Genomic DNA, 22,660 nt, shown 5'->3' with positions numbered 1-22,660 from the left:
CGTTAATTTTTTAATCTATGACAACAACAACAATCAAAAGGGTTTTTTTAACCATAATCCTTTCACTACCTAGCCTAGTTGTGTTTGGACAAACCCAGACATCTGGTCAAGAAGGAAGAAGAGTAATAACAACAGCCGTACCGTTTATCAGTTTCGCTCCAGACTCACGGGCTACCGGAATGGGAGATGTAGGCGTGGCCACTTCTCCAGATGCCAATAGTGTACATTGGAACAACGGGAAACTGGCTTTTATCGATCACAACTTTGGGGGGTCGTTATCTTATTCCCCTTGGTTAGGCAAGATCGTGGATGATATGTATCTCACCTATTTATCAGGATATTACAAGATCGATAGAATTCAAACCGTAGGCATCTCCATGCGGTATTTTGACCTAGGACAAATTCATTTGACAGACGTGGTAGGGGGCGATTTAGGGACAGAAAACCCAAGAGAAGTAGCCTTTGATGCGACCTATTCAAGAAAATTAACTGAGAAAATTGGTCTTGGTGTATCTGCGAGATATATCTGGTCTAACCTGATAGGAAGTGGTACAAGCGCGGCCAAAGCGGCGACCAGTTTTGCTGTTGATTTAGGATTCTACTATACCAACCCAATTGTGATTGGAGGTAAGGACTCTGAAATTTCGTTTGGTGCGGCCATTACCAACATAGGTCAAAAAACCACTTATGGTACAGAAAGTGACGCTGATTTTATCCCTGTCAATTTAAGAGTAGGTACAGCACTGACTGTAGGTCTAGATGCTTTCAATTCATTGACTTTTGCACTTGATCTAAACAAATTGATGGTGCCTACTCCTCCAGTCTATGAATATGAAGCAGATGGAGAAACAATTGCATTGGACAATAATAACGAACCCATTATCCTAAACGGGAAAGACCCTAACAGAAACCTATTAGCAGGTATGTTTGGCTCATTCAATGATGCGCCAGATGGTGGATCTGAAGAATTGCAAGAAATAATGATTGCCACTGGTGTGGAATACTGGTATAAAGAACTATTTGCTGCCCGACTCGGCTACTTCTATGAGCATGAAAACAAGGGAGGCAGACAATATCTGACCTTAGGATTAGGGTTGAGATATCAAAAATTTGGTGTCGACTTCTCATATCTGGTCCCAGGCGACAATAATCATCCTCTAGCAGAAACCATTCGTTTTTCTCTATTATTCAACTTCGACAAAGCTGAAGTGCAAGACACCACAGTGAATTGATGCTAGACAGAACCATTGCCCCAACTGCTGGTGAAATCATATTTAGTGGATTAACTCAAGTCAATCAACATGCTTCAGCGGCAGATATTGATATCTTTTGGCTCAATGCTGGTGACCAACCTGTTGTAAAAATTGAGCTGGTTTTCGAATCAGGCATTTGGTACGAATCTAAAAAATCTGTTTCCTGGCTAACAGCCAAAATGCTCGCTGAAGGAACCAAAAATAAATCTGCCCGTCAGGTTACAGAAGGTTTCGAAAAATTGGGTGCCTTTCTAGAAATCAATCCTGGATTTGACGATGTTTCCTTTACCGTCTATGGTCTAAAAAGAAATTTTGGCCAAGTGGTTTCATTACTCAATGAAATCATCAACGAACCCACATTTCCAGAGCAAGAATTTGGAATTTTAAAGTCCAACAGAAAAGATCAGATTGCTCTGAACGATAACAAAAGCAATCTATTCGCTTCTAAGAAATTGAGGGAAGCCATTTATGGTGCCTCTTTTGCTTATGGGCAAGCCTTAAGTACTGATGATATTGAAAACATTCAATTAGTAGATATCAAAAAATACTATGCCGAGCGACTGTTTCATCAACCCAAAATTTACCTGTCTGGGCAAGTTGATGAGCAGCTATTGAATAGTTTGGAATCACAGCTTACCTTTCCTCCCACTCAAGCATTCTACGGGAAAGAAATTAAATTCCAATCCGTAGACAGAGATATCTACGTGAAAAAAGAGGGGAGCATGCAATCTTCAATTCGCATGGCATGGCTGATACCAGACAAAACACGCGGAGACTATTTTAATTACCAAATTTCGAATAGTTTGCTTGGCGGATATTTTGGGTCTCGCCTGATGAAAAACATAAGAGAGGAGAAAGGATATACCTATGGAATCAGTTCCTATCCTATTCACTTAAAGCATAGCTCTTTTGGTATGATCTCCGCAGATGTAGTGGCCGAACACACGAAAGATACTTTTTCCGAAATCAAAACTGAGATTGACAAACTACTGAATAAGTCCATTCCCTCAGAGGAAATTGTAGTTTTGACCAATTACCTATCGGGTTCGTTTTTAGCATCCATAGGCACTCCATTCCATGTCATGGAAAAATTCAAAAAGGTTCAGGAAGTAGGGCTTGACGCATCTTATTACGACCGATATTTTGACGCCCTAAGAAATATAGATGAGCAAACCATTAAGTCTTCCATTGAGAAGCATTTCAACACGGCTGACGCATATACCACGATTGTTGGGTTGAACCAGTAGCTATTCTAGTTCAGTGGTGCTTGTTTCCAAACAAATGTATTTTCCATGAGAAATTTCCTGGATAGCAAAATATTTCAAAGGAATACTATACCTACCATTGGCGTCTATGAGACCATACAATCCTCTACGGGAAACGATAAAGTGGTCGTCCATGGTTGGTCGAATATCGGTATAAGAGGGTTGCAAAAGCAAGTCGCCATACTGATTGAAAAGCCCAATTTTGTCTTCCTTACTGGCCAACAAAAATTCATGTGTGGTAGTTTCCAATGTATCAAATTCGATTTTGATTTTGTCTTTACCTTGTAGATCTATTGCACCAAATTTTCCATCTCTTCTGACTACAGAGATTCCATTTCGAAAAGGTGTAACATAGCTGTAGGTGGGTTGAATAACCAATTGCTCCTTTTTGTTGATAAAGCCCCATTTGTCATTTAAAGCTACAGCTGCCAACTCAGAAGTAAATGGTTTGGTCTTTTCATACCTATTGGCAATAAGGAGTCTCTGGCCAAAGTCTACAAACCCATACTGACCATTTTTCTTAATACTGATAAATCCATCGTTTACATGACAGATCTCCTGAGTCTCTTCAGACAAGGGCAAAATCCAGAAGCCTTTAAAGTTGACTAACCCAGTTTTATTTCCTTGCTTCACTACAGCATAGCGCCTATTTTTTGGTTCGGAGATGCTATCATATTCAGGGTAAAGCATGACTTCTCCTAGATGAGAAATGAGCCCAACCTTCCCTTCTGCCGTGGATTCCAGGTAGCCAAAAAAATTGAGGGAGAGTTGGTTATAAGTTTGAAACAAAATTTTGCCGCGATAATTGATCAGATCGGTTCGGCCGCGCTTCACAACCCGTGCTGTATTGGCCTTTCCTATGGTCACTTTGTCATAATTAGATTCACCAATGAATTCACCAAACTGATTGATGATGCGTCTGGATCCTAGGTAATTCACCTCAGCCATATTCCCGATAAATAATCCAGCCTTATCAAACTTAGCAGGTATGGCCATTTTTCCAGAATGGTCAATGTATCCCCAATACCCACTTCTTAGTACTGGAATTAGATTGTTGCTACCCACTAGCAAAGAATCAAAATTGAGCGTAGAAATATTCGAACCAAACTTGTTAAAAATATCCCATTGCCCACGACTGTTACCATAAATATAGTTTTTATCGAAAAGCAGGGTATCAAACCCGTTTTCATTTACGGGTTCGCCATTGTATTTGATGATGCGATACACTCCATTTTTAACTATGACATTTTTGCGAAAGGCAGACAAGCTTTTCAAAGATTGGCCCCTGTATACTATTTCAAAATCTGTGTTTAGTATTTCATAGAACTCATTCCTGACAACAGCCAATAGGTCTGATGATATTTCAAACAAAGTATCACAATAAAAGCTTTTAAGTGAATGGTGATCGGCATCAAATATTTCAAACTGCCTGAATGTCTCCACGTCGTCCAAAGTGAAGATCGCCTTGAATGCAGGCTGACGCAAAATAGTACCAGAAGAGTCAATGGCGCCAACTTTACCCGCCTGCATAATCAGAGAATAGTCTCCGGAAGCAGGAGCTATACTGTCGAGTGTCGCCTCTATTTTGATTAACCCATTTTTATGGATAATGCCCTTTTGTTTGTTGGCATTTGTAAAAACAAACAGATTGTCTTTGAAATAGGAAATATTGTTAAAATCTGAAGAAAGCAATGTCTTCCCTTGCTGACTCAAAAGGCCATAATATGATTTATCCTTCTTTCGTTCTGATACAATGAGTAGTTCATCCAATGGCTTGAGTGAGTGATATTTAAAATCCACCACCACGTCACCCTTAAAATTGATGACACCATAGAAAAGCTCATTGGAAAACTTCCCTTTGATTGATGCAATAATCAAGTTTTTATGAATGGCTTGCAGAGAATAGTATCGAGCACCAGTGATCACCTTATTGTTGACAGATATAAGTCCCCAGTGTTCCTTCTTATAACCAATGACGCCATTTACTGGCATATTCAATCCTTGACTCCATCCAAGTTGCTCATAAAAAGCTGGAATGAGGATTTCACCTTTCTCATTTTTTAAGCCTAACTTTTTACCCTCCTCATAAAATTCAAAAGAAGATTGGCCAAGCACAATTTCTGCTTGAAATTGTAGAAAGACTAAAAGAAGGAAGGCTTTTAAATGAGTGGAATACTGTTTAATATTCACCCCTTGGATTTGATTTTCTCTGATTGCTCTTCAAGATTGAAAAGGTCGTTGAGTACCTCGATAAGCGAGTCAGCTTCGCCTCTTTGACACGCAGCTTTCAATTGCAGCACAGGCAACTTGATGATCTTCTGCATGATGTTTTTGGTGGCCTTGTCAAGCAATTCAGCTTCAGCTTCATTGGCTTTTTTCAAGTGACGAGCGATTTCTTTTTGACGAATTTCTTCTAATGCATTCTTCAATTTATTGATCACTGGAGAAACTTCCATTTCTTTAGACCAACTACCAAATTCTTCTATGGCTTCAGCTATAATGGCTTTCACATCAGGAATAGCCGCGAGCCTTCTCTCTAGCGCCTCTGTGGCTTTCGCTTGAATGCCGTCAATATTGTATAGCAACAAACCATTCACCTCCTCTATGTGAGGATCAATGCTTCTGGGCATAGATAAGTCGAAAAGGTATTTATGGCTTAAAACCTTATGATCAGCAAAAGTCGATTTTGTAATCAATGGGCTATTCACACGTACTGAAGAAATAATTACGTCAGCATTCAAAATTGCTTGCTCGTAACCCTCGAACGAGGTCACAGCATACCCAAACTCCTCAGCCAGAGCATTTGCCTTTTCAATGCTTCTATTACAAATGACCACTTCTTTCTCCGCAATGTGTTCCAAGTTTCGAACTACATCTTCTCCGATTTCGCCAAGACCAAGCACTAGAATATTTGGCTTTTCATGGGCGATAGTCAACTCATTGATCAATTCTACAGTAGCATAAGATACAGAAGCAGCTCCATCTCTAAAGGCTGTCTCTTGCACCACGCGCTTATTGGTAAAGAAAATCGTATGAAGCAATCTATGTAGAAAAGGGCCTACTACGTTTTGATCAGCCGCAATCTGATAAGCAGACTTGATCTGATTGATAATTTGCAAATCACCAACCACCTGTGCTTCTAGTCCAATGGATACATCAAACAAATGTTGAACCGCTTGCTTGTGCTCACTGAGATTAGAAAAATATTTTGTGTAATCCGAAATATTAGATATGCTCTTTACTATTCCGATCAATTTGATAATCACCTCATACCGATCAGAAGGTGAAGAGTAATATACCTCTGTGCGATTGCATGTAGAGATGATGAGTGCTTCAGAGATATCTGAATAATCCTCTATCATTTCGAGAAGCCGCTTACTTTGTGCTTCATCGAAGGCTACCATTTCCCGTACGTCAACTGGCGCGTTTTTATAAGATAAACTGACCGCCTTGAATTGATTGTGCATATCCTACTATTCGAACTGGCAAAATTAATCTAAAAACGAAAAGAATACATGACGTGGGTCATACGAGCTCTTATTTAGAATTGTTATAAATAATTATCAGTTGATGAAAATTATTCTAAACTATCATACCTATTTCTAACATTTTTGACCCTAGTTTTGCACGGCAAATAAAAACACTTATTTGCACATGCATTTCGACAGTTCTAAATTGGTTTTTGAGGCACTCACCTACGACGACGTGCTTCTACTCCCAGGTTACTCAGAAGTTTTACCAAGAGATACAGATACGAGTACTTATCTCACCAAAAACATCAAATTAAACATTCCTTTGGTCTCTGCCGCGATGGATACCGTCACAGAATCTGACTTGGCTATAGCCATGGCATTAGAAGGAGGTATTGGGTTCATCCACAAGAATATGACCATTGAGCAGCAAGCGGCACAGGTTCGTAAAGTGAAGAGATCTCAGAGTGGTATGATTCTCGATCCAGTTACACTTCACGGAGATGCAACTGTGGGCGACGCTTTGGCTGCTATGAAGGAGCACAAGATTGGTGGGATCCCTGTGATCGACAAAGACAGAACCTTAGTGGGTATCATTACCAATCGTGACTTAAGGTTCCAGAAGAATAAAAAGCTACTGATCAAAGAGATCATGACCAAAGACAATCTGATCACTGCCAAAGATGGCATCGGGTTGGAAGGTGCTGAAGAAATTCTACAAGAGTACAAAATTGAAAAATTGCCAATCGTGAATGAGGCTGGCAAAATGACTGGACTCATTACCTACAAGGATATCCTTAAAAACAAGGACAAGCCCAATGCATGTAAAGATGAATTTGGTAGACTGAGAGTGGGTGCAGCTGTTGGAGTGACGCCAGACATCAAAGAAAGAATTCAGAAACTGATCGAAGCAGGTGTAGATGTAGTATCTATTGACACAGCACACGGGCATTCCAAAGGTGTGATCGATACTTGTAAAACCATCAAGAAAGCTTACCCCGACTTAGATGTAATCGTAGGAAACATCGCGACAGCGGAGGCAGCAGTAGCCTTAGCAGATGCAGGGGCAGACGCCATCAAAGTAGGAGTAGGGCCAGGTAGTATTTGCACCACCAGAATCATTGCTGGTGTGGGCATGCCACAGCTGTCTGCTGTGTATGAAGCCGCCAAAGCCGTAGAAGGCAGAGGCGTACCTATCATTGCAGATGGTGGCATTCGATTCTCTGGAGACTTTGTGAAAGCGATCGTAGCTGGAGCCAACTGTATCATGATTGGTTCTTTACTTGGCGGAACTGAAGAGGCGCCTGGTGAAGTCATCATTTACGAAGGTAGAAAATTTAAGACTTACCGAGGCATGGGCTCTGTGGAAGCCATGGAGGACGGGTCGAAAGATCGCTACTTCCAGGATGCGGAAGACGACGTGAAGAAGCTAGTACCAGAAGGGATCGTAGGCCGTGTACCATACAAAGGCATGGTGTCTGAAGTACTATACCAACTGACAGGCGGACTCAAAGCTGGCATGGGCTACGCAGGTGCATCAACTGTAGAAGGATTGAAAAAAGGTAAATTCGTAAAAATCACTGGCGCTGGAATGGCGGAGTCTCATCCTCACGATATTCAGATCACTAGAGAAGCGCCGAACTATAGTCGATAAGCTGTTGTAGCAAGATAAGAATTCAAAACCCAGCCAAAAAATTGGCTGGGTTTTTTGTTACTCAGTAAATTTAATTGCCAAACCTTCACTCAATTTTTTGTCAAAAATAATTCCTTCTGCTTCCCTATAGTCCTTTTTAGCCTGAGCCACCATGCTGTATAACAATTTTTGAAAGTCAGCATTTTTTGCCCCTGTAGATAATATACCACTAACTATATCACCAAATTTCTTTTTCCCCTTTGTAGCCTCATTTAATTGTTCTGCTAAAGGATTCACTACTGAACCTAACACTTGATGATCCTTTTTGGGTTTTGAATATATATAAACATAGATGCCATCTATTTGTCTAACATAAGCGTCATTTTTATCAGATACTATCGATTCTTCACAAGAAACCACCATTATTGTAAATATTAGGAGAGGTAATACTTTTTTCATGATATTATTTTGTTGGTCTATTATCAATAAAAATAACCTGTTCTATACTAATTTGAAACTCCACTAGCAAAGAACTTCTCCTCAATAACGCGAATCTTACATCCGAGCCAGTGATTTAGACCTTGTACTCAAATACTATTTTCCATCAATTCGTTAACTTTGATAAAAGCCCTTAGTCATGAGCAATACAGAATTAAGAGATGAAATTCATAAGTATGTCGATCAGGCAGATGACCGAGTTTTGCAAATGATTTATGGTTTGTTTCAGGCTGATTTGACTGAGGATCATTTTGAATTTTCAGATGAACATAAAAAGATCCTTGATGAACGGTTGAAAAATCATGAGTCGGGATCATCTTGGGAAGAAACAAAGTCTAGGATTGTTGATCAACTATAAAGTACAAATTGGTAATCAAACCACTGCTGAAGTGGATTTGAACGAAATAGCCAATTGATATGAGTCTAAAAAGCCTGAACTGGGTTTGGCTTTTTTGGAAGCCGTTGATACTAAAATTCAACTGCTGATTACTAACCCCAACGCCTATCAGAAAAGATATAAAGAAACTAGGCTAACCTTAGTGAAAAAATTTCCATATGCCATTCATTATACTTTAGAAAAGAATTTCATATTTGTTCATGCCGTTTTGAGTACTTCTCGAAACCCTAAGATTTGGAATGATCGTACCAAATAAGTTTCCAACTGGCACGGATGTAACATCCGTACCTCCCATTCCCCAACTTTTACTAAATTGCCTCGGTTATCAACTCATTGAATGATTTCACAAAAGGGCATCATTAGATTAAGCGTAATCCTCGGGATTATTTTCTGGTCACTATTCACCATAGTGGACTTGATGGCGCTATTTAGTGAGCTCAATGGGATTGCCTTTGGTTTTCCGCCTTTTGTGTCAAATGCGCTGTTGACCCTATTCATTATTTCATTGATTCTGTTCTACAGATTCAACATTGGCCAAGCCGAGAGTGTCAATTTTGTAGACTTGCTTTGGCGGGTTTTTGTGTCAGGTCTGATCGCCACAGTGGTCACACTCTGCATAGAATTTTTCTTTACCATTTTCGCTTCAAGCAAGGTCGGCAGCAATACACTGATCATTAACTTCCTATACCATGTCAATATTGGACTGGTCATTGCCTTTCTAATTTCGACCTTCATTGTCTGGAAGCGACTGATTCTTTACCAAAAGTCCAAGTCCTTATTAGCCACCTGGCAGCTATACGAATATGCGCTTTTGGGCACTTTGATTTTCGATTTGTTTTCGCATGACTATCAAGACCCTGCATTTCTATCCGTTTATGGCATATTGGTTTTGATTGGATTATACCTCTCTTTCAACCTCAAATGGATAGCCTATCTCAACTTCAAGCAGAAGTGGAGAAGTATCCTATTTGTGTTGCTGGTGGTGATCTACATCTGGTATTTCTTCAAAACCTTGATGTTCTTTTCAGAAAAGGTGCAGTTGGTCAGAGACCTGTTGGATAGTGTATTTATTCTGGCTCTGATCACTTTCATCGTCATCTATTGTGTGATTGCACTTTTGGTGATTTTATTCAACCTGCCCACCACTTCTGTATTCGAAAAGAAACTGGAAGAAGCCGTCAATTTCCAGCGATTGAGCCAATCCATCCCTGCTGGAGAAAGTGAGGAGAAGGTATATGAAATCCTGCTCGATAGTTCGGTAAGTGCCGTGTACTCTGAGGCTGCCTGGCTACAAATTTCTGACCCTAGCAAAAATGTAGAAGTCACCCTGACACACAATTTGGATAAGGGGCTGATTCCAGTAATTACCAAAGCTGTCAATAACAGTCGTTTCAAAAAAATATTGAATTCAGACTTTGACAGAAACCCAAAGTCATTGAAAATATCAGCAAATCTGAAGGATGTTAACTTCCGATCCATTCTTCAATTTCCAGTAACGGTAAAAGGGGAAAAAATAGGTGTCCTCGCCTTGCTCAAAGAAGTAAACGACGGCTTCAACAAAGAGATGATCGATATCATTGACACTTTTGTGAATCAAGCCAGCATATCCGTAGAAAATTTTCGACTGCTCAATGACGCCATTGTCAATGAGCGATACAAGGAAGAGCTAAAAATTGCCAACCGCGTACAAAACAAACTATTGCCTGAAAGACTAGAACCTTGTGAAGCCTATGACATTCACGCCTACTCCAAGGCAGCCGACGAAGTAGGTGGTGACTACTATGACGTCTATCCATTGGACGAAGAGCGCACTGCCCTAATCATTGGCGACGTATCAGGCAAGGGGACATCTGCCGCCTTCCACATGGCGCAAATGAAAGGGGTTTTCCAGAGCTTGGTACAGCTCGATCTGGATCCCAAAGAATTTTTGGTGCATGCCAACAATGCGCTGAGTAGATGTCTGGAAAGCACCTCGTTTATTACGGTTTCTTTTTTTGTGATTGACAGCAAAAGCAAGAAGGTCAACTTCGCTCGTGCGGGACATTGTCCCTCACTATATTACAATGCTGAGACAGGAAAAACAGAATATTTTAAAAATAGAGGATTGGGATTGGGCATATTGAGAAACTTCGATTTCCATAAATACGTACAGGTAAACGAGTTTACTTACCAGGCCAAGGATGTACTGGTATTATATACCGACGGAATTACGGAAGCCTGCAACAATAAAAAGGAGCAGTTTGGCTACGAAAGATTACAAAGTGCTCTGACCAAGTACGCCGACCAATCACCCTCTACTATCCAACAAGAAATAATCAAGGATCTCTACGAATTTTGTGGTAAGGAATCATTGAATGATGACTATACCCTATTAATTGTGAAATTTAATTAGAATGATAAAAATAGATAATCATATCAATGACGACCCATCCTACTACCAGCTTTCTATAGGTGGTGAAGTGGATGCCTCTTCTTCCATTCATTTGGAAGAAGGATTGAAGGACGCTATGGCAGCCAGTAAAAAGATTATCGTAGATCTGGCAGAACTAGAATATATCTCTTCTGCTGGTTTAGGCGTATTTATGTCCATCATTCAAGATTTAGAAAATGAAGGGATACAATTCGTGATCTATGGCATGGCGCCAAAAGTGAATGAAGTATTTGAAATATTAGGATTGAATCAATTGATTACAATTAAAAAAAATAAAGAAGAGGCTTTGGAAGCCATCAAATAAAATGCATCAGTTCAAAACCAATTGTAAAAGAGAACGGCTCAAGGAAATCCGGCACTTTGTGGCAGAGGTCTTGACTGATATTGGTTTGTCTGAAATAGATGCGCACAAAGTCATTCTGGCAGTAGACGAAGTCTGCGCCAACCTGATTATTCATTCAAATAAATGCAATCCTTCAGAGTGTTTGGAGTTATTCATAGAGGACCACGGAAAAGATGGCGTCCTGTTTGAAATAATTGACTATGGCATTGGCTTCAATTACAACAATTACAAAGAACCCAACTTAGAAGAAATCATACGTAAAAGAAAAAAAGGCGGCTTGGGCATCATGCTAGTCAAAAATATAATGGACACTGTAGAGTTCAAAAATGAAGAAAATAAGAATATTTGCAGAATGATTAAAAAGTTTACCAAAAACAAATGAACCTACCCTTCCGATTTTCATTCCTTACTTTATGCCTCTTATTACCTGCTTTATCATTCGCTCAGTTGAGCAAAGAAGATCAGACGCTCTTCCAACTAGGGGATGAGTCTTTCGGCTTGAAAGCCTTTGACTATTACTTCCTCAAAAATTCAAACGGCCCGTCAGCAGACAGTGCCAAAATCAAGGTAAATGAATACTTAGATCTGTACGTCAAATTCAGATTGAAAGTGAAAGAAGCCATCTCTTTAGATCAGGACCAAACGCCAGAATTCGAACAAGAATTCAAGACCTATAGAAAGCAACTGGCTCAACCCTACTTGATGCAAACCAGGGTCAATGACGAAATGGTAGCCGAAGCCTATGCTCGAATGAAGCAGGAAGTATCTGCCTCTCACATCTTAGTAAAGTCCGATGCGAACGGCAACCCAGAGGATACGCTGAAAGCTTACAACAAAGCCTTAGACCTCAAAAATAGAATTGAGAACGGAGAAGATTTCGCAACTCTCGCTTCCAAAGAATCAGACGACCCAAGTGCCAAGCAAAATGGAGGTAATCTGGGATATTTTTCTGCGTTACAAATGGTTTACCCTTTTGAAAATGCCGTGTATAAAAACAAAGTTGGTGAGATTGTAGGGCCAGTCAAGACTAGGTTTGGTTATCACGTTATCGAAATCAAGGACAAAAGAGCTGCACGTGGGGAAGTATTGGCTGCCCACATCATGATTCGTTCTAAACCTGATAGCATCTCTATGGCTACGGCAAAAAATAAAGCCATCTCGATCTATGAAAACCTAAAAAATGGAGCAGATTGGAACGAGCAATGCAAATTGTATTCAGATGACATGAGAACCAAGTCACAAAATGGCAAACTCCAGTGGTTCGGAACGGGCAACTTAGTACCTGAATTTGAAGATGTGGCCTTTACACTGGAAAACAAGGGAGATATATCAGAGCCTGTTCAAACCCGGTTTGGTTGGCACATCATCCAGTTGTTGGACAAAAAAGGAATCGCTCCTTTGGATGAAGTAAAAGCTGACCTAGAGAATAAAATTTCCAGAGACACCAGAGCAGCTGATAAAAAATCTGTCACGCTTACCAAATTGAAGGCTTCGCAAAATTTCAAGCTAAATGGTCAAGTTTATGACCAGCTCATCCATCATTTTGATTCGTCTCTCTTGAACGCCAAATGGAACTATGTAGAAACCCAAGGAGATCTTTCTCAGACCATATTCACGACGAATACAATCAACTATACCATGAAAGATTTTTTTGCTTTTGTTCTACAAAAACAAAAAAGACGAAAGCTTACCACCTTGCCAGACTATGTGAAACAGCTGTACAACCAATTCGAAGAAAAAAGCATTTTTGATGAAGAATTGAAGCTTATAGAAGCCAACAACTACGATTACCAGATGGTACTGGATGAGTATCGCAGTGGCATACTGTTATTCAATCTGATGGAAAAAGAAGTATGGAATAAGGCCATGGTAGACAGTGTGGGTCTTCAAGGGTTTTATGAGAAGAATAAAAAGAAGAATTACGAAATGGCAGAACACGCAGTCATTCGTCGTTTCGTCTCCAAGGATTCTGCTGTACTTCAAAGTGTTAGCACTCAATTAGACAAGACAAATTCCGAATTGGATAGTCTGTTCAATAGCGAAGAACCATTAACTTTGCAGACTTTTGATGAAAAAATAGAGAAGGGAAAGAAGGAATGGCTTGATGCACATTGGCAAGTTGGTAGTTCGATTCAAAAAGGAGAAAACTACCAGACGCTTTGGGTAGTGACGTCTATTCAGCCTAACGGCTACAAGTCGCTGAAAAACATCAAAGGGTTAGTTATTTCGGATTATCAAACCGAATTAGAAAAGCAGTGGCTGAAAGCATTGAGCAAAAAATATCCTATGAAACTGAATCGGTCAGTACTGAAATCATATATTGAAGAATTTGAAAATTAGATTATATATAGCTGGAATTTTTGTTTTATGGCTGTCCTCTTGTGAGCAACTCTACAATGTAGATGTCTCCGAAGAAGTAGACGATCGTGTGATAATTGCCAGGGTCAACGACATCTATCTCTATGATGAAGACATCAGCAGTTTGGTACCCAGAGGCAATCAAGGCGACAGCAGCATGATCGTCTCAAAATATGTGGACTCCTGGGTCAAAAAACAATTGACAATCGCCAGAGCCTCCACAGAGTTGGATTTTGATGAAGCCAAAATTGAGCGCAAGATTTTGGACTATCGCTATGCGCTAATGGTGCATGAATTTGAAATGCATTATATCAACCAGCGTCTGGATAAAGAAACTTCGGATGAGGAGATTGAGAAGTACTACAATGAGAAGTTCGAAAACTTCGTACTTCGCCAAAATATTATGAGATGTCTGTTTGCCATGGTACCAGTAGAAGCTCCACAGATAGAAAATTTCAGACAGCTCATCAGGACTTATCCAGACTCCAATCTAGAAGAAATTCAGTCGTATTGTTATCGTTTTGCGTCCAAGTCTTCTTTGGAAACAGAACTATGGATCAATTTTGATGAAGTAATCAGCAATACACCCTTAATTAGTGTGCAAGAAAAAGCTGATTTCTTAAAAAACAACAGTTTTGTGGAGACATCAGATGAAAATTACTACTACTTTATTCGAGTTTTGGATTACAAAATATCAGATCAAATTGCCCCGCTTAGTTACATCAAGGATGACATTGAAAGCATTCTGATCAATAAGAAAAAAGTAGAGTTAAGAAAGGAACTAGAAGAAGAGGTTTACAAAGTAGCGAAGGAAAATAATGAATTTGAAATATATTAAGTTAGTATTGATAGGACTCTTGATGGGTGTGATAAGCACTGGTCAAGCACAGTCAGACGACAAAGGCGTAGTGATCGACAGGATCATAGCCAAGGTGGACGATTATATTGTTCTCAAATCGGAATTGGATCGCGCCTACCTTGAATTCCTCTCAAGAGGAGAACTGTCACAGGGCAACGCCAAATGTCAAATTCTTGAATCACTGGTCATCAATAAAATGATGGTAGCCAAGGCAGAAATAGACTCTATTTATGTTTTGGATATTGAAGTGGAAAACAATTTAGATAGAAGAATGTCTTACTTCATACAGCAGATAGGATCTGAAGAAAGACTAGAAGAAATTTACAACAAAACAATAGAAGAATTCAAAGCTGACTTGTTCGACCAAATCAAAGAACAAATGATTGTTCAGAAAATGCAAGGAACAATTGGAGAGGACGTAAAAGTGACGCCAGCAGAAGTAAAAAAATTCTACAATCAAATTCCTGCTGACAGTTTACCCTACTTTTCTACTGAGGTCACAATAGGACAAATAGTTAAAATTCCAGAAGTCAACGAAAACCGTAAAGAAGAAATTAAAGCACAAATGCTTGATTTCAAAAAACGAATTCAGAACGGAGAAGATTTTGGTCAATTGGCCAAAAAGCACTCTCAGGATCCTGGTTCTGCCGCCAATGGTGGTGAACTGGGCTTTTTCAAAAGAGGAGAACTTGCTCCAGAATTTGAGGCGGCTGCGTTAAGTATGAAGCCAGGGGAAATTTCCAGACCTGTCGAATCACAATTTGGAATTCACTTGATTCAACTAATCGAAAGAAGAGGGAATACTTACAACTCAAGACACATACTTATTATCCCTCAGCCCAGCGTAGGTGATGTAGACGACGCCAAAAATTTTCTGGATAGTTTGAGAACAGCTGTAGTCGTGGACAGCATGAGGTTTGAAGTATTTGCCAAAGAACATTCAGATGATCAGGTAACTGCTGGGAATGGCGGCTTCTTCAGTGATGCAACTGGAGCCATGAGAGTATCTGTAGAAGAACTAGACCCCACGCTGTTTTTTACTATAGATACTATGGCTGTAGGCAGCATCACCAAACCCTTGGAATTTAGAATGGCAGACGGCACTGACGCTGTTAGGATTATCATGTACAAAGAAAAAGTGCCACCCCATCAGGCCAACTTGTTGCAGGATTATCAAAAAATAAGAGCGGCTACTGTCGCCAACAAACGCAACCAAATCATGTCTAAATGGTTTAAGGAAGCTCAAGGTGAAGTTTATATTCATGTAGAACCTGAGTATGAAAATTGCCAAATTTTGATAAATTGACATCTATGAGTGAATATGCGACCGAAGTAGAAGCTGCAGATGCTTTGCATCAGGCTTATGCCAAATTAAAAGAAGAGATATCTAAAGTAATTGTGGGACAGGACGAGGTAGTCAAACTGCTGATTACCTCTATCTTTTGTCAGGGGCATGCACTACTTGTGGGTGTACCAGGATTGGCCAAAACGCTTTTAATTCGGACATTATCTTCAGCATTGCATTTAGATTTTAATCGCATTCAGTTTACACCCGATTTGATGCCATCTGATATTTTGGGTGCCGAAACTTTAGATAAAGACAGAAATTTCCAATTCATCAAGGGACCCATTTTTTCTAATATTATCCTGGCTGATGAGATCAATCGAACACCCCCTAAGACACAAGCTGCGCTACTTGAGTCAATGCAAGAATACTCAGTAACAGTAGCTGGAAAACAATGGAAGTTGGATGAGCCATTTTTCGTTTTGGCTACACAAAACCCAATCGAACAAGAAGGTACTTACCCATTGCCTGAAGCACAACTGGACAGGTTCATGTTTATGATCAATCTGGATTATCCTTCTTATGAGTCAGAAATAGACATAGTAAAAAATGAGTCTGCTGTGGCCATTGGGGATGTAAACGCAGTGCTCGACGCCAAGCAAATCATTGAATTTCAGAAGCTGGTAAATAAGGTGCCAGTAGCGGACAATGTGATAGAATATGCAGTCAACTTGGTGCATAAAACAAGACCAGATTCTGATAGAGCTTCTGACATTGCTCAGTCATATTTGGAGTGGGGCGCAGGTCCGAGAGCATCACAATTTTTGATCAAGGGAGCTAAATGCAATGCCCTCCTCAATGGAAAATACTCTCCAGATATCGAAGATGTACAGGCAGTTGCCGAACCCATCTTGAGACATAGAATCGTTCGAAACTTCAAAGCTGAGGCAGAAGGTGTGACCATCAGCAAGATTATTACTGACATACTATAAATAATTTCACTTCGAATTGGTCATAGGGTATTAAGCTCTCTTACAATTTTTTTATATTTGTAGCAGTGCGTGAAGAACCCATGAAGAACAAATCAATCGAAATATTGGTCAACGAAAATTTCGTTTACGCGAAAGTCTTGGACTATTTCGGAGTGGAGTACTACAAGTCAAAAAATAAAACACTACTAGAAGTCTGTCAGGAGCACAAGATCAACTTGAGTCAGCTGCTAGATGTAATTGATCGAGCACAAGACAGATCTACAATAAATGCTTCCGAACTGATCAACTTTCCAGCAAGATTGATCATTGGTTATCTCAAACACGCACACGAGTTATTTATCAAAGATCGTTTGCCTTTTATTCTTCGTCAAATCAACGCCCTAAAAGCACCAGCAGATACAGAATTGATAGAAGACCTAAAAATGGTTTTACCCATGTTTGTGGATGATTTTATTCATCATATTTATGAAGAAGAGGATCGACTGTTTTCATACATCAATGATCTAGAATGCTTTGTATTAGGCAAAAGTAGTTCAGCCAAGGTGCTGGTGAATATAGATTCCTTCTCCATTCAAGAGTTCGCTCTGCATCATGGAGATTCTGATGATGAAATGAAAGGGATCAGAGGAATTACAGGAGAGTATCAAACTACGGATATTGAAGACATTCAACTTAAAGTAATTTTCAAGGAGTTGCAGGCCTTTGATCAAGAGTTGACCAAACATGCTCATATCGAAAACAATGTCTTGTTTCCAAAGGCACTGATGCTAGAAAAACAAGCGAAGGAAAAACTCACTTTGACCTTCAGCCAAAATTAAATGGGCAGAATTTTAGCCATTGATTTTGGTACCAAGCGAACAGGCCTAGCCGTCACTGACCCTCTTCAAATTATTGCTACTCCGTTAGAAACTGTCAGAACATTTCAAGCCATTGATTTTCTAAAAAACTATCAACAAACCGAAGGCATAGACGAATTTGTTATTGGGATGCCTAAGGATTTGATGAATAAGGACACAGACAGTACGGCTTCTGTACGGTCTTTTATAAATTTGCTGAAGAAAAACTTTCCTGATCATCAAATCCATCAGGTTGATGAGCGCTTTACAAGCAAACTCGCCATGGATGCCATGATTAGAGGAGGAATGAAAAAGAAGGATCGACAGAAAAAAGAGAACGTTGACAAGCTAAGTGCAGCGATCATTTTGCAGTCATATTTAGAATCGAGATTATGATTTACCCCATTGTAGTATATGGAGACCCTGTATTGAAGAGGGAAGCAGACGAAATAGAAGAAGGTAGCATAGACGTGATCAAGCTAAAAGATGACATGTTTGAAACCATGTATGAAGCCAGTGGTATAGGCTTAGCTGCTCCGCAGATTGGCAAATCCCTCCGCATGTTTGTAGTAGATGGTAGCCCATTGGAAGAAGAGGGCATGGAGAATTTCAAAAAGGTGTTTATCAATCCTGAAATCGTGTGGGAAGAAGGCGAAAAATGGAACTTTGAAGAAGGCTGTCTGAGTATTCCTGGCATCAGGGAAGAAATCTCTCGCCATGCCAAATTGAGAATCAATTATCTAGACGAAAATTTCGTAGAACACGAGGAAGAGTTTGATGGGATGAAAGCCCGAATCATACAACATGAATACGATCATATTGATGGCATTCTATTTACTGATTATTTAACTCCATTCAAAAAAAGAGTGCTCAAAGGGAAACTCAACAATATTTCTAAAGGCAAATGCGACGCCGATTACAAGATCAAAATCCCATCTAAAAAATAAACATGATTTCCAAACTGCCTAACGCCCAAACTTCCATTTTTGCTGTAATGACGAAAATGGCTAATGAATGTGGTGCAATCAATCTGGCTCAAGGATTTCCTGACTTTGACGTAGCTCCTGAGCTAATAGATCGCATCCACTACTATATGCAAAAGGGCATGAATCAATATGCCCCTATGCCTGGCGTACTAGCGCTCCGCGAAGCCATTGCAAAAAAAATTGACCACACTTTCGGCGTTTCTATTGAGTCAGATGAAGTGACGGTCACAGCAGGCGCTACACAGGCTTTGTTCGCCACCATTACAGCCATTGTGCACGCAGGTGATGAGGTTATCTTCTTTGACCCTGCTTATGACTGCTATTTACCTACCATTCAGCTTTGTGGAGGTGTGCCTATCAATATTAATTTAGATAAAGACGACTTTTCTATTCCTTGGAAAAAGGTAGAACAAAAAATAACGGCAAAAACGAAACTCATCATCATCAATACACCACACAACCCAAGCGGAGCAGTATTGACAGAAAATGATATGAATGAATTAGCACGGCTCACAAGGGACAAAGAAATCTATGTGATCAGTGACGAGGTGTATGAGCATCTGATCTATGATGGGCAAGCACATCACTCAGTATTAAAAAATGAAGAGCTCAGAAAAAAGAGCGTAGCCATTTATTCCTTTGGCAAAACCTTTCATGCCACAGGATGGAAAATGGGCTACACAGTTGCCCCACCTTTTCTGACTGACGAAATTAGAAAGGTACATCAATTTTTAGTTTTTAGTGTCAGTACAGCCACCCAATGGGCTTTGGCAGATTACCTGAACGAACCCAAACACTACGAGTATCTCCCTAGCTTCTTTCAGCAGAAACGAGATTACTTATTGGATTTGATGGCACCTTCTAGGTTCAAACCTATCACTTGCAAGGGCACCTATTTTCAAAGTTTCTCCTATGCAGCTATCAGCGATCAACCAGATCGTAAAATGGCCGAGTGGATCACAAAGACTCATGGTGTAGCCTCTATCCCATTATCTCCGTTTTATACTGATCACTCTGACCATCAACAACTTCGTCTTTGCTTTGCCAAAAGTGAAGAAACCCTAAAACAAGCCGCGCAAAAACTATGTCAGATCTAACAGTTGCCATCCTTCAGTTCAATCTTCATTGGGAAAACATAGATGCCAATTTGGCCATGTTTGAAGAACAAATTTGGAATATCTCAGAACCTGTGGATGTCATTGTACTACCAGAGATGTTTAATACTGGTTTTTCCATGACGCCAGAAAAACTTGCAGAAGTACCTGGTTTGAAAACACACAAATGGCTGTTGCAAATGGCCAATCAAAAAAATGCGCTGATAGGAGGTAGCTATATCGTAAAAGAAGGCACTGACTACTTCAATCGCTTTTTCATGGCCTTTCCTGATGGCTCCTTTCAAACCTATGACAAACGTCACTTGTTCTCCTTGGCCAAGGAAGAAATGTTTTTCAAAGGCGGGACTGAGCGCTTAATTGTAAATTACAAAGGTTGGAAAATATGCCCTTTGGTCTGTTATGATCTGCGTTTTCCTGCATGGGCCAAAAACAAGTTTGACAAAACCAATGGCGATTATGATTATGATCTACTGATCTACGTGGCGAATTGGCCAAAGCCAAGGGTTAATGCCTGGGATACCCTGTTAAAGGCCCGAGCCATTGAAAACCAGAGCTATACCCTGGGCTGCAATCGAATTGGAGAAGATGGCAATGGCCATGCGTATGTAGGACACAGTGGAGCCTACGATTACCTAGGCGATACACTTGATTTCAATGACAACCATGAAGGTGTGATTATTCAAAAATTAAACAAATCTGCACAAGATGAATTCAGAGCGAAATATCCTTTTGTGGCAGATAGTGATGAATTTTCGATAACTATTAAATAAAAAATCATGAAATTATTTTCAAAACTTATGCTCATAGGTTTATCCATTTTGATCTTCAGCTGTGGAGATGATGACGATGATGGCCCAGCTTATGATTTTAAAGATCAAACCGCCACGGGCTCAATTAATGGGAAAAGCTGGACTTTTGTTTCCGGAAGGGCTGATATTTCTGATGGTACTATCTCCATAGACTTATCAGCTGATAGTGACGCTGTACCTTGCACGACGTTTTCATTTGACGGTCCCTATATTTTCTTTTATATAGATAATGAAATCGGTGTGACTGAATTAAAATTTGATTTTGACGACCTCGACAACTCCAAAACAGCCACGTTTTATGATCCTGATGAAGGAGATTTTGGTCTGAACATCATTGCCGTGGAAGGAGCAATCGAAATACTCAGCGTTTCTGAATCTGAAGTAACAGGAAGACTAGATATAAGAGATGGAAATGATAATTCTTCGTCTGTAAATGGCACCTTCACAGTAGAGATTTGTGAGTAACAAATTCTACTTTTCCTAATGCCTTAAAACAAAAAACCCGATCAGCTGCCTGATCGGGTTTTTCTATATGCTTTTACTTTTGCTTAGCTCAATTTAAATGTGATAGGCAAAATCATTCTTACTTTCACTGGGCGACCTCTCTGCTTACCTGGCGACCATTTTGGAGCATTTTTCAATACTCTTACAGCTTCCTCATCACAGCCAGCACCAATACCTTTGATGGCCCTAACTTCAGTAAGATTACCAGTTTTGTCTACCACAAACTGAACGAATACTCTACCTTCGATACCCATTCTACGTGCCTGATTAGGATATTTCATTTCCTTGGCCACATACGTGTAGAATGCTGCCATACCACCTGGAGGTCCTGGCTGGTCTTCCACGATATCAAAAATCTCATCCGCAACTTCCTCTTCAGGAGCTTCTTCAAATACGATATCTTCGATTACGGTTTCTTCCGTAATTTCCACATCCAAATCCACTTCGATCTCTTCCTCGATCTCTTCCTCATCAGGAATTTCGATAATCTTTGGCAATTCAATCTTTGGTGGTGGTGGTGGTGGTTGCTCGGTAGGAGGAATCTCCATGATATCCTCAAAATCATCATCCACTTGACCCAAATCAACTAATCCTCCATCATCATAAAATCTCCACTCGAAAGCAGTGATGACTAGTAATAAACTGACAGCCAAGCCAATGTTAAAAAACATCCCTGATTTTCTCTCAAGAGATATTTTCGGGTTTTTCTTTAGCTCCATGCTTATCTATTTAAAATAAAATTTCTTTTCTAATAGCAACTTCAAATATAGCAAAGTCCTCATTATATCTACAGGAAATCATTTTTTTTCAATGGAATTAATCCACAATAAATCCACATTATAGATTTAAGGCCTACCTCTTAACCCCTTGATTCTGTACTAAATAAACGAATATCATTCCAAGTGTAGTTCCACAAACGTCTGCTATTCCATCTAAAAGGTCAGTCTGACGAGAAGGTACAAAGGTTTGCAATCCTTCAGTAACCACTGCCAGTATCACTCCCAGAGAGAAAATCACGAGATATTCTTTCTTGACATCTAGAGCCAAAGCCATTAGCAGTGCATGAATAAAAAAAAGCCCAAAATGAACCAGCTTATCTAAATGAGGGATCGGAAATTCGAACAGCGGTTCGCCACTCGACGGGGATAGGGTAGCAAAAAGGATGGCACATGTCCATCCTATTGCAATTTTTTTATATGAGGATTTTGAAAGAATTATTTCCCGATCAATTCTTTGTAGGCATCCGCAGAAAGTAAACCTTCTTTTTCACTCAAGTCAGAAAGTTTTATTTTAATCATCCAGCCATCGCCATAAACATCAGAGTTTACAATCTCCGGCTCAGACTCTAACTCTTCGTTGAACTCTGCTACTTCACCAGACATAGGCATAAATAGGTCAGAAACAGTTTTCACTGCTTCAATCGTACCGAACAATTCACCTTTGGCAATGGTATCTCCTTCCGTTTCAATTTCTACATATACAATATCACCCAATTCGCCTTGAGCGAAATCAGTAATACCTACTGTAGCTATATCACCATCTATTTTCACCCATTCGTGATCTTCTGTATAAAGTAAGTTTTCAGGAATATTCATCTTGAATCGATTTTGTTTAATTAACTGAGCC

At 39.9% G+C, this 22,660-nt stretch carries 23 protein-coding genes; 17 read left to right on the top strand and 6 right to left on the bottom strand.

Going from position 1 to position 22,660, the window contains the following annotated elements; translation table 11 throughout:
- Positions 1-17 precede the first annotated feature (17 nt).
- Entirely contained in the window at positions 18-1,232 is a 1,215-nt protein-coding gene (porV, locus tag B9A58_RS11370; protein ID WP_084372963.1) for a type IX secretion system outer membrane channel protein PorV, read from the top strand.
- Positions 1,232-2,500, top strand: coding sequence for a M16 family metallopeptidase (locus B9A58_RS11365; protein WP_084372962.1), 1,269 nt, complete (start codon positions 1,232-1,234; stop codon positions 2,498-2,500). The genes porV and B9A58_RS11365 overlap by 1 nt, the downstream gene beginning before the upstream one ends.
- Here B9A58_RS11365 and B9A58_RS11360 read toward each other — a convergent pair whose 3' ends face one another.
- Both B9A58_RS11360 and hemA read right to left on the bottom strand, forming a co-directional pair.
- Complete coding sequence (locus B9A58_RS11360; protein WP_084372961.1) at positions 2,501-4,708, bottom strand: WG repeat-containing protein; 2,208 nt, start codon at positions 4,706-4,708, stop codon at positions 2,501-2,503.
- Positions 4,705-5,985 (bottom strand): glutamyl-tRNA reductase, encoded by a 1,281-nt coding sequence (gene hemA, locus B9A58_RS11355; protein ID WP_084372960.1) that lies wholly within the window; start codon positions 5,983-5,985, stop codon positions 4,705-4,707. Before hemA ends, B9A58_RS11360 begins: the two co-directional genes overlap by 4 nt.
- 187 nt (positions 5,986-6,172) lie before the next feature.
- On the opposite strand from hemA, the gene guaB reads away from it, so the two are divergent.
- Positions 6,173-7,642, top strand: a complete 1,470-nt coding sequence (guaB, locus tag B9A58_RS11350) for an IMP dehydrogenase (protein ID WP_084372959.1) — start codon at positions 6,173-6,175, stop codon at positions 7,640-7,642.
- A 57-nt stretch (positions 7,643-7,699) separates the two neighbouring features.
- On the opposite strand, the gene B9A58_RS11345 is transcribed toward guaB, so the two are convergent.
- Positions 7,700-8,080, bottom strand: coding sequence for a hypothetical protein (locus tag B9A58_RS11345; protein WP_139793841.1), 381 nt, complete (start codon positions 8,078-8,080; stop codon positions 7,700-7,702).
- Positions 8,081-8,258: 178 nt separating this feature from the next.
- Between B9A58_RS11345 and B9A58_RS11340 the strand changes: the two genes are divergently transcribed.
- From B9A58_RS11340 to B9A58_RS11270, 14 genes are all read left to right on the top strand, one after another.
- Positions 8,259-8,477 (top strand): hypothetical protein, encoded by a 219-nt coding sequence (locus B9A58_RS11340; RefSeq protein ID WP_084372957.1) that lies wholly within the window; start codon positions 8,259-8,261, stop codon positions 8,475-8,477.
- Positions 8,478-8,853: 376 nt separating this feature from the next.
- Positions 8,854-10,908, top strand: a complete 2,055-nt coding sequence (locus tag B9A58_RS11330; protein ID WP_084372955.1) for a GAF domain-containing SpoIIE family protein phosphatase — start codon at positions 8,854-8,856, stop codon at positions 10,906-10,908.
- 1 nt (position 10,909) lies between these two features.
- Positions 10,910-11,251 carry an STAS domain-containing protein gene (locus B9A58_RS11325; RefSeq protein WP_084372954.1) on the top strand — a complete coding sequence of 114 codons (342 nt, stop codon included), beginning with the start codon at positions 10,910-10,912 and terminating at the stop codon, positions 11,249-11,251.
- Between the two features lies 1 nt (position 11,252).
- The gene (locus tag B9A58_RS11320) at positions 11,253-11,672 is read left to right on the top strand and encodes an ATP-binding protein (protein WP_084372953.1); all 420 of its coding nucleotides are present in this window, start codon (positions 11,253-11,255) and stop codon (positions 11,670-11,672) included.
- A complete protein-coding gene (locus tag B9A58_RS11315) occupies positions 11,669-13,630 on the top strand; it encodes a peptidylprolyl isomerase (RefSeq protein ID WP_084372952.1) in 1,962 nt (653 codons plus the stop codon). The genes B9A58_RS11320 and B9A58_RS11315 overlap by 4 nt, the downstream gene beginning before the upstream one ends.
- Entirely contained in the window at positions 13,620-14,486 is an 867-nt protein-coding gene (locus B9A58_RS11310; RefSeq protein ID WP_084372951.1) for a hypothetical protein, read from the top strand. Before B9A58_RS11315 ends, B9A58_RS11310 begins: the two co-directional genes overlap by 11 nt.
- Positions 14,467-15,813: a peptidylprolyl isomerase gene (locus B9A58_RS11305; protein ID WP_084372950.1), complete on the top strand. Its 1,347-nt coding sequence runs from the start codon at positions 14,467-14,469 to the stop codon at positions 15,811-15,813. Before B9A58_RS11310 ends, B9A58_RS11305 begins: the two co-directional genes overlap by 20 nt.
- Before the next feature lie 5 nt (positions 15,814-15,818).
- Positions 15,819-16,784: an AAA family ATPase gene (locus tag B9A58_RS11300; RefSeq protein ID WP_084372949.1), complete on the top strand. Its 966-nt coding sequence runs from the start codon at positions 15,819-15,821 to the stop codon at positions 16,782-16,784.
- An 80-nt stretch (positions 16,785-16,864) separates the two neighbouring features.
- Positions 16,865-17,602: a hemerythrin domain-containing protein gene (locus tag B9A58_RS11295; RefSeq protein WP_084372948.1), complete on the top strand. Its 738-nt coding sequence runs from the start codon at positions 16,865-16,867 to the stop codon at positions 17,600-17,602.
- Complete coding sequence (gene ruvX / locus B9A58_RS11290; protein WP_084372947.1) at positions 17,603-18,016, top strand: Holliday junction resolvase RuvX; 414 nt, start codon at positions 17,603-17,605, stop codon at positions 18,014-18,016.
- Positions 18,013-18,567, top strand: a complete 555-nt coding sequence (def, locus tag B9A58_RS11285) for a peptide deformylase (RefSeq protein ID WP_084372946.1) — start codon at positions 18,013-18,015, stop codon at positions 18,565-18,567. The genes ruvX and def overlap by 4 nt, the downstream gene beginning before the upstream one ends.
- A gap of 2 nt (positions 18,568-18,569) precedes the next feature.
- A complete protein-coding gene (locus B9A58_RS11280) occupies positions 18,570-19,703 on the top strand; it encodes a methionine aminotransferase (protein ID WP_084372945.1) in 1,134 nt (377 codons plus the stop codon).
- Complete coding sequence (locus B9A58_RS11275; RefSeq protein ID WP_084372944.1) at positions 19,691-20,491, top strand: amidohydrolase; 801 nt, start codon at positions 19,691-19,693, stop codon at positions 20,489-20,491. The genes B9A58_RS11280 and B9A58_RS11275 overlap by 13 nt, the downstream gene beginning before the upstream one ends.
- A 6-nt stretch (positions 20,492-20,497) precedes the next feature.
- A complete protein-coding gene (locus tag B9A58_RS11270; protein WP_084372943.1) occupies positions 20,498-20,995 on the top strand; it encodes a hypothetical protein in 498 nt (165 codons plus the stop codon).
- 83 nt (positions 20,996-21,078) lie between these two features.
- Here B9A58_RS11270 and B9A58_RS11265 read toward each other — a convergent pair whose 3' ends face one another.
- The 3 genes from B9A58_RS11265 to gcvH form a co-directional block, all read right to left on the bottom strand.
- Positions 21,079-21,753 (bottom strand): energy transducer TonB, encoded by a 675-nt coding sequence (locus tag B9A58_RS11265; RefSeq protein WP_084372942.1) that lies wholly within the window; start codon positions 21,751-21,753, stop codon positions 21,079-21,081.
- Positions 21,754-21,886: 133 nt separating this feature from the next.
- Positions 21,887-22,144, bottom strand: a complete 258-nt coding sequence (locus B9A58_RS20630) for a VanZ family protein (RefSeq protein WP_317042065.1) — start codon at positions 22,142-22,144, stop codon at positions 21,887-21,889.
- Positions 22,145-22,248: 104 nt separating this feature from the next.
- Positions 22,249-22,629, bottom strand: a complete 381-nt coding sequence (gcvH, locus tag B9A58_RS11255) for a glycine cleavage system protein GcvH (RefSeq protein WP_084372940.1) — start codon at positions 22,627-22,629, stop codon at positions 22,249-22,251.
- Between the last annotated feature and the right edge of the window lie 31 nt (positions 22,630-22,660).

The sequence above is a fragment of the Reichenbachiella faecimaris genome (genome assembly GCF_900176375.1).
GTDB classification, from domain to species: Bacteria; Bacteroidota; Bacteroidia; order Cytophagales; family Cyclobacteriaceae; genus Reichenbachiella; species Reichenbachiella faecimaris.
This window is presented reverse-complemented; position numbering and strand designations above follow the sequence as displayed.